We start from the raw sequence: 14905 nt of genomic DNA on the forward strand, positions 1-14905 counted from the left end.
ACGGACGCTTCCTTTGTACTCACCCTCTCGGGCTTTCCTCCGGGCGCTTCCCTTCGGTCTTGCGTTTCCGACTCTATCAGATCTTTTCTCGATCCGATTCCCTGTCGGCGGGATTTGCCTGAGGCTTCGGGCTTTCGCCCGTCGGCCTTTCGACATTCACTACGTTAGCCGATTCCCTCGGCAACTCATAATCGAGTCCTGCGAGACTGAATTCGGGCATGCGGGCATGCCGAATTCGCTCCCGCTGAGGGGCGTCGTAGGTAGTGGGTTGGCCGCTCTCGGCTGCTGGCGATCGCCGTAACCGGTTCAAGCGGCTTGGGCTACATTACGCACCTTGGCAAGGCGAGTCAACTTCGGCGGCGCCTCGGGACGTGGGCCCGATACGGGCTCACCGTCGGGTCGTTGGCGATCCAGAAGCGCCAGGGGTGGACGCCCCCGTCGCCGGCGACTCCCGTGCGTGGACCGTTGTCCACCTGATCGGAGGAGACAGGGGTGCCCGTGAGCACGCGTAGTGGGGTCTCGCCGGAGGTACAGGCGTCCGTACCGTCGAGGGCCCTGTCGACGCCCAGGGCCGTGGCCAGGCGGGCGGGGCCTTTGGCCAGTTCCTTGTCGTTTCGGGCCGAGAGTCGACGCTTGCGGGCCAGTTCGGCGCCCTCCACGATCTCGCCGGCGCGGAGCAGGACCGCGCTCGCCGTGCCCTCGGGACCGCAGACGAGGTTCATGCAGAACCACATGCCATAGGTGAAGTAGACGTACACGTGTCCGGCCGGACCGAACATCACCGCGTTGCGGGCCGTGCGGCCGCGATAGGCGTGTGAGCCGGGGTCGTTCGGGCCGTCGTAGGCCTCGACCTCCGTGAGACGCAGGGCGATCGGACCGTCAGGGGTGCTGCGTACGAGGGTGCGGCCGAGGAGGTCGGGGGCTACGTCCAGGACAGGGCGGTCGAAGAAGTTCCTGGGGAGGGGCGTACGGTCGGGGGTCGCGATCATGCCCTCCGAGCGTAGTGCAGACGGTTGGGTGCGTCGGGGTGGCCACCGGGCATCCGGCTTGCCAGGGTGTGTGCGGAACCGGTCACGGCCGGATCGCGTTTGTAGGGATCAGGGATCAAGCACCAGGGATCCACTCGTAACGAGGGAGAGTCATGGCGTTCAAGAAGCTGCTCGCGAGTCTGGGGGCCGGCGGGGCTTCGGTCGAGACGGAGCTGACCGAGTTCAACGTCGTGCCGGGCGGCGTCGTCCAGGGCGAGGTGCGGATCCAGGGCGGATCCGTCAACCAGCAGATCGAGGGGCTGTCGGTCGGGCTGCAGGCCCAGGTCGAGGTCGAGACCCAGGACGGGGAGCACAAGCAGAACATCGAGTTCACCAAGCAGCGGCTCGGGGGCGCGTTCGAGCTTCAGGCGGGCGCCGTGCACGCGGTGCCGTTCGGGCTGGAGATCCCCTGGGAGACGCCGATCACCACGATCGACGGCCAGACGCTGCGCGGCATGCACATCGGTGTGACCACGGAGCTGGAGATCGCCCGGGCCGTGGACTCCGGCGACCTGGACCCCATCAACGTGCACCCGCTGCCGGCGCAGAAGGCGATCCTGGACGCGTTCATCCAGCTGGGCTTCCGCTTCAAGAGCGCGGACATGGAGCGCGGGCACATCCGGGGGACGCGGCAGAAGCTGCCGTTCTACCAGGAGATCGAGTTCCTCCCGCCGTCGCAGTACCGGGGTCTCAACCAGGTCGAGCTGAGCTTCGTCGCCGACTCCCAGGCCATGGACGTCGTCCTGGAGATGGACAAGAAGCCCGGGCTGTTCAGTGAGGGCAGTGACACGTTCCGCTCGTTCCAGGTCGGTCTGCACGACTACCAGACGACCGACTGGGCGGCCTACCTCAACCAGTGGCTGTCCGAGGTCGGCAGCAAGCGCAACTGGTTCTAGGCTCGGAACCACAAGTTCCAGAACCGATGCAGGAGGTATTGAGGTGACCGAGCTCAAGAGGCGGCCGCTCCCCCACGACTTCCATCCGCCCGTGGCGTCCTTCACGGTCACGAGTGAGGACGTGCGGGAGGGGGCGACGCTCGAGGACGCTCAGGTCCACGCGGCCGGCAACACCTCGCCGCAGCTGCGGTGGGAGGGCTTCCCGCCCGAGACCAAGAGTTTCGCCGTGACCTGCTACGACCCGGACGCCCCGACGGGCAGCGGGTTCTGGCACTGGGTCCTGTTCGACATCCCGGCCTCCGTGACGGAGCTGCCCGCGGGTGCCGGCGGCGGCAAGTTCGAGGGGCTGCCGGAGGGCGCCGTACACGCGCGGAACGACTACGGGTCGAAGGAGTTCGGTGGTGCCGCGCCGCCGCCCGGGGACGGACCGCACCGGTACGTCTTCACGGTGTACGCGGTGGACCAGGAGAAGCTCGGTCCGGATTCCGACGCCACGCCTGCCGCCGTCGGCTTCAACCTGCGGTTCCACACGATCGGGCGTGCCCAGCTGATCGGTGAGTACGAGATTCCCGCGCAGGGCTGAATCAGCTCATCGTTCATTCAGCGTTTGCCCGCCCCTGGTCTTGGAATTGATCAGGGGCGGGCATTTTTGTTGCCGGGGGCACGGGGGTCACCCCCCGTGGGAGCAGCAGATATTGCGTTGTCCATCTCGGCGTGCCCGGCCAGAGTTGATCCCAGCCCGCCAGGGGGTGGGCCGGTGCACGGGAGGTGGGCTGGATGCGGGACACGCTGGTACTGAACGCGAGCTTTGAGCCGCTGTCGACGGTGACGTTGAACCGGGCTGTCGTGCTGGTGCTCCAGGACAAGGCCGTCGTCGAGCAGGCCCACCCCGAGCTGCGGATGCGGGGAGCCGCCGTCGACATACCCGCGCCTCGGGTGATCAGGCTGTGCAGGTACGTACGGGTGCCGTTCCGAAGACAAGCTCCGTGGTCGAGGCGGGGTGTCCTGGTGCGCGACCGGCACAGGTGCGCGTACTGCGGGAGGCGTGCGACGACCGTGGACCACGTGGTGCCGCGGTCGCAGGGTGGGCAGGACACCTGGCTGAACACGGTGGCCTCGTGTGCGGAGGACAACCACCGCAAGGCGAACCGGACTCCGGAGGAGGCGGGGATGCCGTTGCTTCGCGAGCCGTTCGAGCCGACTCCCGCGGACGCGATGTTGCTGGCGCTGGCCCAGGACGACTTGGCCGCGTTGCCGGGGTGGTTGGCACTCGACGCGGCGTAGTACGTCGGCTGTGGGTTGTGTGCGGCTGGTCGCGCCCACGTGGCGGAGCCGCACATGGACAGAACCCCGCGCCCCTTGGTGGGGGCGCGGGGAACTTTTTTTGTCCAGTTCCGTCAGTCGATCGACGGCTTCTCGCGGCGTTCCGGGATCTTCTTCTCCGTTCCGCCGTTGCCTCCTGAACCGCCGCCCATGGCGCCGAAGTTGCCCATGGCGCCGGAGAGGCCCTTGAGGGCGTCGCCGATCTCGCTGGGGACGATCCAGAGCTTGTTGGCGTCGCCTTCGGCGATCTTCGGGAGCATCTGGAGGTACTGGTAGCTGAGGAGCTTCTGGTCCGGGTCGCCGGCGTGGATCGCCTCGAAGACCGTCCGGACGGCCTGGGCCTCGCCCTCGGCGCGCAGGGCGGCGGCCTTGGCCTCGCCTTCCGCGCGCAGGATCTGGGACTGCTTCTCGCCCTCGGCGGTGAGGATGGCGGCCTGGCGCGTACCTTCGGCGGTGAGGATGGCGGCGCGCTTGTCACGGTCGGCGCGCATCTGCTTCTCCATCGAGTCCTGGATGGAGGTGGGCGGTTCGATCGCCTTGAGCTCGACGCGGTTGACGCGGATGCCCCACTTGCCGGTGGCCTCGTCGAGGACGCCGCGCAGGGCCGCGTTGATCTCCTCGCGGGAGGTGAGGGTGCGCTCCAGGTCCATGCCGCCGATGATGTTGCGGAGCGTGGTGACGGTGAGCTGCTCGATCGCCTGGATGTAGCTGGCGACCTCGTAGGTGGCGGCCCGGGCGTCGGTCACCTGGTAGTAGATGACGGTGTCGATGTTCACGACCAGGTTGTCCTGGGTGATCACCGGCTGCGGCGGGAACGGCACGACCTGTTCGCGCAGGTCGATGCGGTTGCGGATGGTGTCGATGAACGGCACGACGATGTTGAGGCCCGCGTTGAGTGTCCGCGTGTAGCGGCCGAAGCGCTCGACGATCGCGGCGCTCGCCTGCGGGATGACTTGGATCGTCTTGATCAGGGCGATGAAGACCAACACCACCAGAATGATCAAGACGATGATGACCGGTTCCATCGTCGGCTCCCCGTACCCTTCTCCGCCTCGGCGCTTTCGGAAGATCTTATGGCTGTCGAAGATCTTGCTGCTCGAGTCTGACAGACCGTCGCGTGACTCGTGACTCGTTCGCTTCAGTTGCGTCGTACGAGGTCACATGATGATTGCCGTGGCCCCCTCGATGTCCACGACGTCGACTTCCTGGCCTACTTCGTAGGCCTGGCCGCTGTCGAGAGCGCGGGCCGTCCAGACCTCGCCGGCGAGCTTGATCCGGCCACCGCCCGAGCCGTCGACCCGTTCCAGTACGACGGCCTGTCGGCCCTTCAACGCGTCTACACCCGTGGCGAGTTGGGGCCGCTGAGCGCTGTGGCGCGCCGCGATGGGGCGTACGACGGCGATGAGCGCGACCGATACGACGGCGAAGACGAGGACCTGGAGGACGATGCCGCCGCCGAACCCGGCGACGCCCGAGGCGGCGACGGCGCCCACGGCGAGCATCCCGAACTCCGGCATCGCGGTCACCACGAGCGGGATTCCGAGCGCGGCCGCGCCGACGAGCCACCACACCCATGCGTCGATGTCGTTCACGGGGCAATGGTAGGTCCGCGGGCACTGCCGCCGACAGGGCGCCGATCCGGTTGGAGGAGGCTTCTTACCGGGGTTTTCGCGAGCCCTTCACGCCGTCAGGACAGCGGGAGGCCCTGGGCGGTCCAGCGGTCGCCGACCTGCTCGACGACGAGCGGCAGGCCGAAGCAGAGTGAGAGGTTGCGGGAGGTGAGTTCGAGCTCCAGGGGACCTGCGGCGAGGACCTTGCCCTGGCGGATCATGAGGACGTGGGTGAAGCCGGGGGCGATCTCCTCGACGTGGTGGGTGACCATGATCATCGAGGGGGCGATCGGGTCGCGGGCGAGACGGCCGAGGCGGCGTACGAGGTCCTCGCGGCCGCCGAGGTCGAGGCCGGCGGCGGGCTCGTCGAGGAGGAGCAGCTCGGGGTCGGTCATCAGGGCACGGGCGATGAGGGTGCGCTTGCGCTCGCCCTCGGAGAGGGTGCCGAACTTCCGCTCGAGGTACTCGCTCATGCCGAGGCGGTCGAGGAAGGCGCGGGCGCGCTGCTCGTCGATCTCCTCGTAGTCCTCCTGCCAGGTGGCCGTCATGCCGTAAGCGGCCGTGAGGACCGTCTCCAGGACGGTCTGGCGCTTGGGCAGCTTCTCGGCCATGGCGAGGCCGGCCATGCCGATCCGCGGGCGCAGCTCGAAGACGTCGGTGCCGGGCTTGCCGAGGGTCTCGCCGAGGATGGTGGCGGTACCCCGGCTCGGGTAGAGGTAGCTGGAGGCGACGTTCAGGAGGGTGGTCTTGCCGGCGCCGTTCGGGCCGAGGATGACCCAGCGCTCGCCCTCCTTGACCGACCAGGAGACCTGGTCCACCAGAGCCCGGCCCTCGCGGACCACGGATACGTCCTGAAGCTCCAGAACATCGCTCATGAGCGCGTTGTCTCCCCTTGCAGTGTGGCCGGTCTCGGCTGTCGCGTTCGCCTGTGGCTCGGTCCGCCGCGCCGGTGGGCGCAGCCCTCTAGGAAATCTACGCCACGGGTGGGCCCGGACATTCCATCGGTCCGGTCCTTAGGGTGGGGGCATGCTCACGGAACCACGCTCTGGACGCCTTGCCGCTTGGGGAAATGCCCTATTGGCCGGACTTGTCTCTCCGGACGACGCCGTGCTCGCCATCGTCGGCGAGGACGCTGTGCACCGGGTGGAGGGGCTGCCCGGTGAGTCGGGGCCCGTCGGGCTCACGCTCGCACTGGGGCGGCTGCGGGCGCTGGGGGTGGCCGGGTTGCGGGTGGCGCTGCCGGCGCCGGGGCATCCGCTGGGGCTGAGCGGGCCGCCGGAGTTCAACGCGCGGGCCATGGAGGCCGAGGAGGCGGTGGTCTGTCACGGGGCGGCGCTGGGGTTGGTGCCGGAGGTGTTCGAGGCGGGGCCCGAGGGTGATGTGCATGTCGAGGTGACCTGGCGGTGCCTGGCGGTGCGGGAGGCTCCGCCGGCGGATGTGCCGTCGTTGGGTGAGGCGGAGCGGGAGCTGGCGGAGGCGCTCAGGGAAGCGACGCAGGTGCTGACACGGCTGGATGTGGCCGGGTCGGGGCCGGTGGCCGAGGCGGCGCTCGGCGCGTATCGGGCGCGGGCCGAGCGGGGCCGGGAGGTGCTGGCGCCGGGGTATCCGCCGCGGGCGGTGCGGGTGCTGGAGCTGGCGCAGCGGGTGGGGTTGTTGATTTCCCTGGCCTATGAGAACGGGCACGGGGGTGCGGTGAGTGCGTCGGAGATGGCGGCGCGGGGGCAGGCGTTGCGGCCGGTGGAGCGGACGGGGCGGCGGGCGCAGGTCGCGGCGTACAACTCCGTTGTGGAGGAGCGGGAGCGGGGGGTGCGGTGAGGGGTGCTCGCGCTGGTGGGCCGGTGCTGGGGTGGCCCTCGCTGGGGGCTCCGTCCCCAGACCCCCGTTCGGCCTGAACGGCCTCGTCCTCAAGCTCCCCCAGAGGGGGCACCCCCAGACGGGCTGGAATCGCCGATACATGCCTCAAGGCCCCGCGAGTTGTCGTTCGCTCGCGGGGCCTTCTGGGGTTCTTGGGCCTCAGTGGTTGAGGGCGGTGTTGCCGAAGGCCGGGTTCAGAACGCCGATGACGTTGACGCTGTTGCCGGAGACGTTCACCGGGATGTGGACCGGGGCCTGGACGACGTTGCCCGAGCCGACGCCCGGGGAGCCGACGGCCTTGCCGTCGGCCCACGCGCCACTGTCGGTGGCGGACGCCATGCCGGCACCGGCGGCGACGAGCCCGCCCGCCACCATCGCGACGGCCGCTGCCTTCTTCAGGTTGTTCACTTCTGAGTCCTCCTGGTGATCGCCGCGGCGGGCGCCGCGGCACGCACTGGAGAACGGCCGAGCCCGGGGGAGGATGCGCCGTTCGGATGACATTCCCACGGTCGTATGAATCTCGGCCTGGAGCGGAACCTTCCCCGTATCAGCCGGTCACGCCATGGCGTACGGCCCACAGGGCGGCCTGGGTGCGGTCCGCCAGGTCGAGTTTCATCAGGATGTTCGAGACGTGCGTCTTGACGGTCTTCTCGGAGAGGACGAGGGCGCGGGCGATCTCGCGGTTGGAGCGGCCGTCCGCTATCAGGCCCAGCACCTCGCGTTCGCGTTCTGTGAGCGACCCTCCCCTGCCCTGTCCTGAGCCGGTCTCCTCCTGTGCCAGCAGGGCACCCGCGACCTCGGGTTGGAGCAGGATGTGGCCCGCATGGACGGAGCGGATGGCGCCGGCGAGGGCGTCGGGGTCCACGTCCTTGTACACGTAACCGGCGGCGCCCGCGCGCAGGGCGGGGACGACCGTGCGCTGTTCGGTGAAGCTGGTGACGATCAGCACGCGCGCGGGGTTGGCCAGTTCGCGGAGCCTGCGCAGGGCCTCGACGCCGTCCATGCCGGGCATCTTGACGTCCATCAGGACGATGTCGGGCTTCAACTCCTCGGCGCGGTCGACTCCTTCGGCGCCGTCGGCGGCCTCGCCCACGACCTCGATGTCGTCCTGTACTTCCAGGAAGGTGCGCAGGCCTCGGCGGACCACCTGGTGGTCGTCGACGAGCAGCACCCTGATTGCGTCAGCCACCGGGGACCTCCATCTCGATCGTGGTGCCCTTGCCGGGCGCCGATTGCACCGTCAGGGTGCCGCCCACGCCGCTCGCCCGGTCCCGCATGGAGACCAGGCCCAGGTGGCGTCCGGCTCTGCGTATCGACCGCGGGTCGAAGCCGGAGCCGTCGTCCGTGACGCGCAGGACTGCGCCGCCGGCGCGCTTGTCCAGGGTGACGTCCACGAGGGACGCCCCGGAGTGGCGCAGGGCGTTGTGCAGCGCCTCCTGGGCGACCCTCAGGACGGCCTCCTCCTGGGCGGCCGGCAGGGCGCGGACGCCGGAGCCGGCGAAGGTCACGTGGGCACTGTGGGCGCGGTCGAGGACCTGGATCTGGGTGCGGAGGGTGGCCACGAGGCCGTCCTCGTCCAGCGCGGCCGGCCGCAACTCGACGACGGCCGCGCGCAGTTCGTCCGCGGCCTCGGCGGCGAGGGCGGCCACCTGGTGCAGCTCGCCCTTGGCCCGGGCGGGGTCGCGGTCGACGAGGGCGGCGGCGGCCTGGGCGGTCAGGCGCAGGGAGAACAGCTTCTGGCTGACGGCGTCGTGCAGTTCGTGGGCGAGGCGGGAGCGTTCCTCGGCGATGGTGAGTTCGCGGCTGCGTTCGTAGAGGCGGGCGTTGGTGAGGGCGATGGCCGCGTGCTGGGCGAGGATGGCGAGCAGTGCCTCGTCGTCCTCGGTGAAGCCGCAGCCGCCCTCGGGTTTCGGACAGGTCTTGTTGGCGAGGAACAGGGCGCCGATGACCTCGTCGCCGTCGCGGATGGGCAGGCCCAGGAAGTCGGACATCTCGGGGTGGGCGGAGGGCCAGCCCTCGAAGCGGGGGTCCTTGCGTACGTCGGCGAGCCGCTCGGGCCGGGCCTCCTGGAGCATGGCCGCGAGGATGCCGTGCTGGCGCGGGAGGGGCCCGATGGCCCGCCACTGCTCCTCGCTGACGCCGTCGACGACGAACTGGGCGAAGCCGCCGTGGTCGTCGGGGACGCCGAGCGCCGCGTACTGCGCGTCGAGCAGCTCACGGGCCGAGGCGACGATCGTCTTCAGGACGTCGCGCACCTCCAGGTGCCTGCTCATGGCCAGCAGCGCGGAGCTGACCGCGGCCAGGCCGGACGTCGGGCGATGACTCATGCACTCACGGTACCGGCGGGGTCCGACGGGGGGGATCGGACCTGTGGCGGCCTCCGACTGGGTCGGGGGACCTAGGACCTGCCTTCGGAAGGTCTGGGCCGCAGGTCCCAGGAGTTGCGGCGTAGGGCGAAGGGACCCGGGGGTTCGGGACCCGGGGCCGAGGTGGAGGGGGTGGGGCGGTTCCTAGGTTGAGGGGACCGCCGGGTCGGAGGCGGGCTGGACGAGGGGACGGTTGTCATGCCGGTAGCGATCATCACGGGGGCCTCGAAGGGCCTGGGCCGGGCGCTCGGAGAGGCGCTGGCCGCGCGGGGCTGGGATCTGGTGCTGGACGCCAGGACGGCGCACGTACTGAAGGAGACGGAGGCGGTGCTGGCGGCGCGCGGGGCGCGGGTGACGGCCCTGCCCGGCGATGTCACGGACGCCGCGCACCGGGCGGAGCTGGTGGCGGCGGCCCGGCGGTTGGGCGGGGTCGACCTGGTGGTGAACAACGCGAGCGCGCTGGGGGCGGAGCCGTTGGTACGGCTGGAGGTGCTGTCGCTGGAGGGGCTGCGGAGGGCGTTGGAGGTGAACGTGGTGGCCGCGCTGGGCCTCGTCCAGGAGGCGCTGCCGCTGCTGCGGGCGTCACGGGCGGGCGCGGTGATCGCGGTCAGCTCGGACGCGGCCGCCGAGGCGTACGAGACGTGGGGCGGGTACGGGGCGTCGAAGGCGGCCCTGGACCATCTGACGGCGGTGCTGGGCGAGGAGGAGCCGGGGCTGCGGGTGTGGGCGGTCGATCCCGGGGACATGGCCACGGACCTGTACGCGGCGGCCGTACCGGACGACGACGATCCGCGGCCGGACCCGGGCAGTGTGGTGCCCGCCTTCCTGCGGCTGCTGGACGAGCGCCCGGCGAGCGGGCGCTACGGGGCGCCGTCGCTACTGAAGGACCTGCGATGACTCTGGCGGTGAGGGTGCCGGAGGGGCTGTCCGCGCGGGTGCCGGCGGAACAGCGCGGGCCCGGGCTGGAGCGGGACGCCGTACGGCTGCTGGTGTCGCGGGGGACGGAGGTGTCGCACCACACGTTCGCGGAGCTGCCGCGGCTGCTGCGGGCGGGGGACCTGTTGGTCGTGAACACCTCCCCCACGCTGGCGGCCGCGGTGGACGGCGATGTCGGGCACGCGCGCGTGGTGGTGCATTTCTCCACGCGCGGGGACGACGGGCGGTGGGCGGTCGAGCTGCGCGATCCGGACGAGAAGGGAACCACGCGCGCGCGTGCGGGCGGGCCCGCGGGGACCGAGGTGCGGCTGCGCGGGGGCGTACGGCTGGTGCTGGAGGAGCCGCTGAGCCCGGGCAGCGGGCGGCTGTGGTGGGCGTGCGTGGCCGCGGGGGCGGTGGGTGGGTTGCTGCGGGAGCACGGGCGGCCCATTCGTTACTCCTATACGGAGCGGGATCAGCCGCTGTCGGTGTACCAGACGGTGTTCGCGCTGCCGGGCGCCGACGGGGCGGGCAGTGCGGAGATGCCGAGTGCGGGGCGGCCGTTCACGGCGCGGCTGGTGGCGGAGCTGGTGAGCCGGGGTGTGCGGTTCGCGCCGATCGCGCTGCACACCGGGGTGGCCTCGGCGGAGGCGCACGAGTCGCCGTATCCGGAGCGGTTCGCGGTGCCGGAGGCGTCGGCGCGGCTGATCAATGCCGTGCGGGCCGGAGAAGGGCGGGTCGTCGCCGTCGGGACGACCGCCGTGCGGGCCGTGGAGTCGGCCACGGGGGACGACGGGGTGGTCCGGGCCGCCGAGGGCTGGACGGATCTGGTGGTGACGCCCGAGCGGGGCGTGCGGGTGGTGGACGGACTGCTGACGGGGCTGCACGAACCGGAGGCCTCGCATCTGCTGATGCTGAAGGCGGTGGCGGGACGGGCGGCGGTGGGCCGGGCGTACGAGGAGGCCGTGCGCGGGCTCTACCTGTGGCACGAGTTCGGGGACGTGCATCTCCTCCTGCCGCAGGAGAGCCCGACAAGGGTCCCTCATAACCCTCACGCAGAGCATTGCTCCAGCAACTACTGGTGAGACCGACGCACGGGCGATGTGAGGCCGCACATAGGGCGCAGGTCACGTACGAAAGTGCCTAGGAGATACATAACCCCCAATTGAGCGGGACAGACAGCCTGGTCTGTCCCGTTTTGTCTGCCATCGGTCCACTACTCGGCTTCGTACGTCACATCATTGCCTCCGGATTTTGCGGCCGCTAAGAATGGCTCTCGTCGCTCAGCGCCGCGGTCTTCCGCCGCGGCGTTCGTGCAGCAAGCACACTCATGTCCCCGACGGACGAAGAGCGACCTCCGCGCTATTCGAAGAGGTCCATCTGCCATGCCCAAGAACTTCCTTACTCGTGTCAACAGTCCCGCGCTGACCCTGCACCACAAGATCGCGTTCGCCGGAGTCACCACCCTCGGTGCCGCCGCCCTCGCCTTCTCGGTGGTCCCGGCCGACGCCCGGACGACCACGAGCGAGGTGGTCTCCTCGGCTCAGGTGGCCCACAGCGCGCCGAAGGACGTCAAGGCCGGCGTCACCGGCCAGCTCGCGAGCGAGACCGCGAAGATCGACGCCATCGAGGCGCAGAAGAAGGCTCACGAGAAGGCCTCGACCGCGGCCGCCGCGAAGAAGGCCGCCGCGCAGGCCGCCGCCAAGAAGAAGGCGGAGGCCGCCGCGAAGAAGAAGGCCGCCGCGCAGGCCGCCGCGAAGAAGAAGGCCGAGGCCGCGCACAAGGCCAAGGCGGCCGCCGGCCGCTCCGCCAAGCGCGCCGCGGTCAAGCCCATCGCCGCCAAGAGCTACTCCAACAACCTCGACGGCTGGATCCGCGAGTCGCTCGCCATCATGAAGAAGCACGGCATCCCGGGCTCCTACAACGGCATCAAGCGCAACGTCCTGCGCGAGTCCTCCGGCAACCCGAACGCCATCAACAACTGGGACATCAACGCCATCAACGGCATCCCGTCCAAGGGCCTGCTCCAGGTGATCCCGCCGACGTTCGCCGCGTACCACGTCGCCGGCACTTCCTGGAACATCTACGACCCGGTCGCCAACATCACCGCGGCCTGCAACTACGCGGCCGACAAGTACGGCTCCATGGACAACGTCAACAGCGCGTACTGAGGCAGCCGCGGACCTCAGCCGTGAACACCGAAGGGCGGCCCCCACCTGACAGGGGGGCCGCCCTTCGGGACGTACGCAGGCGACTACTTGCGCATGACCTCGGGCTCGTGGCGGCGCAGGAAGCGGGCCACGAAGAAGCCGCAGATCACGCCGAGGGCGATCAGGGCGGCCATGTCCATGCTCCAGGCGCCGAGGGTGTGGTCCCACAGCGGGTCGTTGTCACCGGCCGTCTCGGGCGGGCTGATCTTGTTGAAGTCCAGCGTGGCACCGGCCGCGGCGACCGCCCAGCGCGAGGGCATCAGGTACGAGAACTCGTTGACGCCGATCGAGCCGTGCAGCGTGAACAGGCAGCCCGTGAAGACGACCTGGATGATCGCGAACATGACCAGCAGCGGCATGGTCTTCTCGGCGGTCTTCACCAGCGAGGAGATGATCAGGCCGAACATCATCGAGGTGAAGCCCAGCGCCATGATCGGGATCGAGAGCTCGATCATGGTGGCGCTGCCGAGGACCAGACCCTCCTGCGGGATCTCCCGGCTGGCGAAGCCGATCACACCGACCAGCAGGCCCTGGAACACGGTGATCATGCCGAGCACGAACACCTTGGACATCAGGTACGCCGACCGTGACAGGCCGGTCGCGCGCTCCCGCTCGTAGATGACCCGTTCCTTGATCAGCTCACGGACGGAGTTCGCGGCACCGGCGAAGCAGGCGCCGACCGCGAGGATCAGCAGGACCGTGGTGGCGGTGCCGTTGGGGATGATCCGGCCGGTCTGCGCGTTGGCGCCATTGGGCAGCAGACCCTTGTCCGCGTCGATGAGCAGGCTCACCGCGCCGAGGACGGCCGGGAGGATCACCATCAGGGCCAGGAAACCCTTGTCGGAGGCGATCACCGAGACGTAGCGGCGCACCAGGGTGACGAACTGCGACATCCAGCCCTGTGGCTTCGGCGGCTTCATCGCCTGCATCGGCGGTACCTGTACGGACTGCGGTGCGACCGCGTCGATGTCCGCTGCGTACATCTGGTAGTGCTGCGAGCCCCTCCAGCGCCCCGCCCAGTCGTAGTCGCGGTAGTTCTCGAAGGCGGAGAAGACGTCGGCCCAGGTGTCGTAGCCGAAGAAGTTCAGCGCCTCATCGGGCGGGCCGAAGTAGGCGACGCTGCCGCCGGGCGCCATCACGAGCAGCTTGTCGCAGATCGCGAGTTCGGCCACCGAGTGGGTGACGACGAGGACCGTACGGCCGTCGTCGGCCAAGGCGCGCAGCAGCTGCATGACGTCGCGGTCCATGCCCGGGTCGAGGCCGGAGGTCGGCTCGTCCAGGAAGATCAGCGACGGCTTGGTCAGCAGCTCCAGGGCGACCGAGACGCGCTTGCGCTGGCCGCCGGAGAGGGAGGTGACCTTCTTGTCCTTGTGGGGGTCGAGCTTGAGCTCGCGCAGCACCTCGTCGATGCGGGCCTGGCGCTCGGCGCCCGTGGTGTCGGCGGGGAAGCGCAGCTTGGCCGCGTACTTGAGGGCCTTCTTGACGGTCAGCTCCTTGTGCAGGATGTCGTCCTGCGGGACCAGACCGATGCGCTGACGCAGCTCGGCGAACTGCTTGTAGAGGTTCCGGTTGTCGTACAGGACCTCGCCCTGGTCGGCGGGCCGGTAGCCGGTGAGCGCCTTCAGCAGGGTCGACTTGCCGGAGCCGGACGGACCGATGACCGCGATCAGCGACTTCTCCGGGACGCCGAAGGAGACGTCCTTGAGGATCTGCTTGCCGCCGTCGACGGTGACGGTCAGGTGGCGGGCCGAGAAGGACACCTCACCGGTGTCGACGAACTCCTCGAGCCGGTCACCGACGATCCGGAAGGTCGAGTGACCGACGCCGACGATGTCGGTCGGGCCGAGCAGCTGCGAGCCGCCCTTGGCGATCGGCTGACCGTTGACGTACGTGCCGTTGTGCGAGCCGAGGTCGCGGATCTCCATGCGACCGTCGGGCGTCGAGTGGAACTCGGCGTGGTTGCGGGAGACCTGCAGGTCGGAGACGACCAGGTCATTCTCCAGGGCACGGCCGATGCGCATCACGCGGCCGAAGGAGAACTGGTGGAACGTCGTCGGGCTGCGGTCGCCGTAGACCGGCGGCGCCCCCGCGCCACCACCGGGGCCCTGCTGCTGCGGGATGTGCGCGGCGGCCTGCTGCGGCTGCTGCCAGCCGGCCTGCGGCGCCGGCTGCTGCGGCGGCGCCTGCTGCGCCCAGCCGGCGTTCGCGCCCTGTGCGGCGAACGGCTGTTGGGGCTGGGCCTGGGGCGTGGCGACGGCGGCCGCGGCGCCGGAGAGGTTCAGTCGCGGTCCGTCGGTCGCGTTGCCCAGGTGCACCGCCGAGCCGGGGCCGACCTCCAACTGCTGGATACGCTGCCCCTGCGCGAAGGTGCCGTTGGTGCTGCCGTGGTCCTCGATGACCCAACTACGGCCGTTGAAGCTGACCGTGGCGTGGCGCCAGGAGACCCTGGCGTCGTCGAGCACGATGTCGCCCTGCGGATCACGTCCGAGGGTGTATGGCCTGGACGGGTCGAGCGTCCAGGTCCGTCCATTCAATTCCAGTACGAGTTCCGGCACTCCATGCCCCACTGAGTAGTCCCCCGAGTTACCCCCATCGCAGGGAGTCTAGGGATGTCGAACATCGTCGGGAACTATTTCAGGCGCGGCCCCCTGACCGAAAGTCGGGCCTTGTGAAGACCGCGTACGGCCGCATCTACCGATCCCG

15 protein-coding genes are annotated in these 14905 nt (G+C 69.8%); 7 read left to right on the forward strand and 8 right to left on the reverse strand.

The features are described from left to right. Positions 1-347: 347 nt before the first annotated feature. On the reverse strand, positions 348-989 hold the full coding sequence (locus tag IG99_RS00005) for a DNA-3-methyladenine glycosylase (RefSeq protein ID WP_037668205.1): 642 nt from the start codon (positions 987-989) through the stop codon (positions 348-350). Positions 990-1141: 152 nt separating this feature from the next. Between IG99_RS00005 and IG99_RS00010 the strand changes: the two genes are divergently transcribed. The 3 genes from IG99_RS00010 to IG99_RS00020 all read left to right on the forward strand — a co-directional run bounded on the left by IG99_RS00010 (position 1142) and on the right by IG99_RS00020 (position 3208). After that, the gene (locus IG99_RS00010; RefSeq protein ID WP_037668208.1) at positions 1142-1924 is read left to right on the forward strand and encodes a sporulation protein; all 783 of its coding nucleotides are present in this window, start codon (positions 1142-1144) and stop codon (positions 1922-1924) included. Positions 1925-1967: 43 nt separating this feature from the next. Beyond that, a complete protein-coding gene (locus IG99_RS00015; RefSeq protein ID WP_037668210.1) occupies positions 1968-2507 on the forward strand; it encodes a YbhB/YbcL family Raf kinase inhibitor-like protein in 540 nt (179 codons plus the stop codon). A 194-nt stretch (positions 2508-2701) separates the two neighbouring features. Then, positions 2702-3208: an HNH endonuclease gene (locus tag IG99_RS00020; RefSeq protein ID WP_037668212.1), complete on the forward strand. Its 507-nt coding sequence runs from the start codon at positions 2702-2704 to the stop codon at positions 3206-3208. A gap of 113 nt (positions 3209-3321) precedes the next feature. On the opposite strand, the gene IG99_RS00025 is transcribed toward IG99_RS00020, so the two are convergent. The 3 genes from IG99_RS00025 to IG99_RS00035 form a co-directional block, all read right to left on the reverse strand. Continuing rightward, positions 3322-4272, reverse strand: coding sequence for an SPFH domain-containing protein (locus tag IG99_RS00025; RefSeq protein ID WP_037668213.1), 951 nt, complete (start codon positions 4270-4272; stop codon positions 3322-3324). Positions 4273-4404: 132 nt separating this feature from the next. Beyond that, the gene (locus tag IG99_RS00030; RefSeq protein ID WP_037668216.1) at positions 4405-4839 is read right to left on the reverse strand and encodes an NfeD family protein; all 435 of its coding nucleotides are present in this window, start codon (positions 4837-4839) and stop codon (positions 4405-4407) included. A 95-nt stretch (positions 4840-4934) separates the two neighbouring features. Continuing rightward, positions 4935-5732 carry an ABC transporter ATP-binding protein gene (locus IG99_RS00035; protein ID WP_037668219.1) on the reverse strand — a complete coding sequence of 266 codons (798 nt, stop codon included), beginning with the start codon at positions 5730-5732 and terminating at the stop codon, positions 4935-4937. Positions 5733-5883: 151 nt separating this feature from the next. On the opposite strand from IG99_RS00035, the gene IG99_RS50005 reads away from it, so the two are divergent. After that, positions 5884-6672 (forward strand): hypothetical protein, encoded by a 789-nt coding sequence (locus IG99_RS50005; RefSeq protein WP_037668222.1) that lies wholly within the window; start codon positions 5884-5886, stop codon positions 6670-6672. A gap of 198 nt (positions 6673-6870) precedes the next feature. Here IG99_RS50005 and IG99_RS00045 read toward each other — a convergent pair whose 3' ends face one another. The 3 genes from IG99_RS00045 to IG99_RS00055 form a co-directional block, all read right to left on the reverse strand. Beyond that, complete coding sequence (locus tag IG99_RS00045) at positions 6871-7119, reverse strand: chaplin (protein WP_037668223.1); 249 nt, start codon at positions 7117-7119, stop codon at positions 6871-6873. 139 nt (positions 7120-7258) lie between these two features. After that, complete coding sequence (locus tag IG99_RS00050) at positions 7259-7900, reverse strand: response regulator (protein WP_037668224.1); 642 nt, start codon at positions 7898-7900, stop codon at positions 7259-7261. Then, complete coding sequence (locus IG99_RS00055) at positions 7893-9038, reverse strand: GAF domain-containing sensor histidine kinase (RefSeq protein WP_037668226.1); 1146 nt, start codon at positions 9036-9038, stop codon at positions 7893-7895. The genes IG99_RS00050 and IG99_RS00055 overlap by 8 nt, the downstream gene beginning before the upstream one ends. A gap of 237 nt (positions 9039-9275) precedes the next feature. Between IG99_RS00055 and IG99_RS00060 the strand changes: the two genes are divergently transcribed. The 3 genes from IG99_RS00060 to IG99_RS00070 all read left to right on the forward strand — a co-directional run bounded on the left by IG99_RS00060 (position 9276) and on the right by IG99_RS00070 (position 12163). Further along, complete coding sequence (locus IG99_RS00060) at positions 9276-9974, forward strand: SDR family NAD(P)-dependent oxidoreductase (RefSeq protein WP_037668229.1); 699 nt, start codon at positions 9276-9278, stop codon at positions 9972-9974. After that, positions 9971-11077 (forward strand): S-adenosylmethionine:tRNA ribosyltransferase-isomerase, encoded by a 1107-nt coding sequence (locus IG99_RS00065; RefSeq protein ID WP_037668232.1) that lies wholly within the window; start codon positions 9971-9973, stop codon positions 11075-11077. Before IG99_RS00060 ends, IG99_RS00065 begins: the two co-directional genes overlap by 4 nt. A 300-nt stretch (positions 11078-11377) precedes the next feature. Beyond that, on the forward strand, positions 11378-12163 hold the full coding sequence (locus tag IG99_RS00070; RefSeq protein ID WP_037668235.1) for a transglycosylase SLT domain-containing protein: 786 nt from the start codon (positions 11378-11380) through the stop codon (positions 12161-12163). A gap of 83 nt (positions 12164-12246) precedes the next feature. On the opposite strand, the gene IG99_RS00075 is transcribed toward IG99_RS00070, so the two are convergent. Continuing rightward, positions 12247-14757: an ABC transporter ATP-binding protein/permease gene (locus IG99_RS00075; protein ID WP_199815422.1), complete on the reverse strand. Its 2511-nt coding sequence runs from the start codon at positions 14755-14757 to the stop codon at positions 12247-12249. Between the last annotated feature and the right edge of the window lie 148 nt (positions 14758-14905).

Source organism: Streptomyces griseus subsp. griseus (genome assembly GCF_000720255.1).
In the GTDB taxonomy this organism is placed as follows: Bacteria; Actinomycetota; Actinomycetes; order Streptomycetales; family Streptomycetaceae; genus Streptomyces; species Streptomyces griseus_I.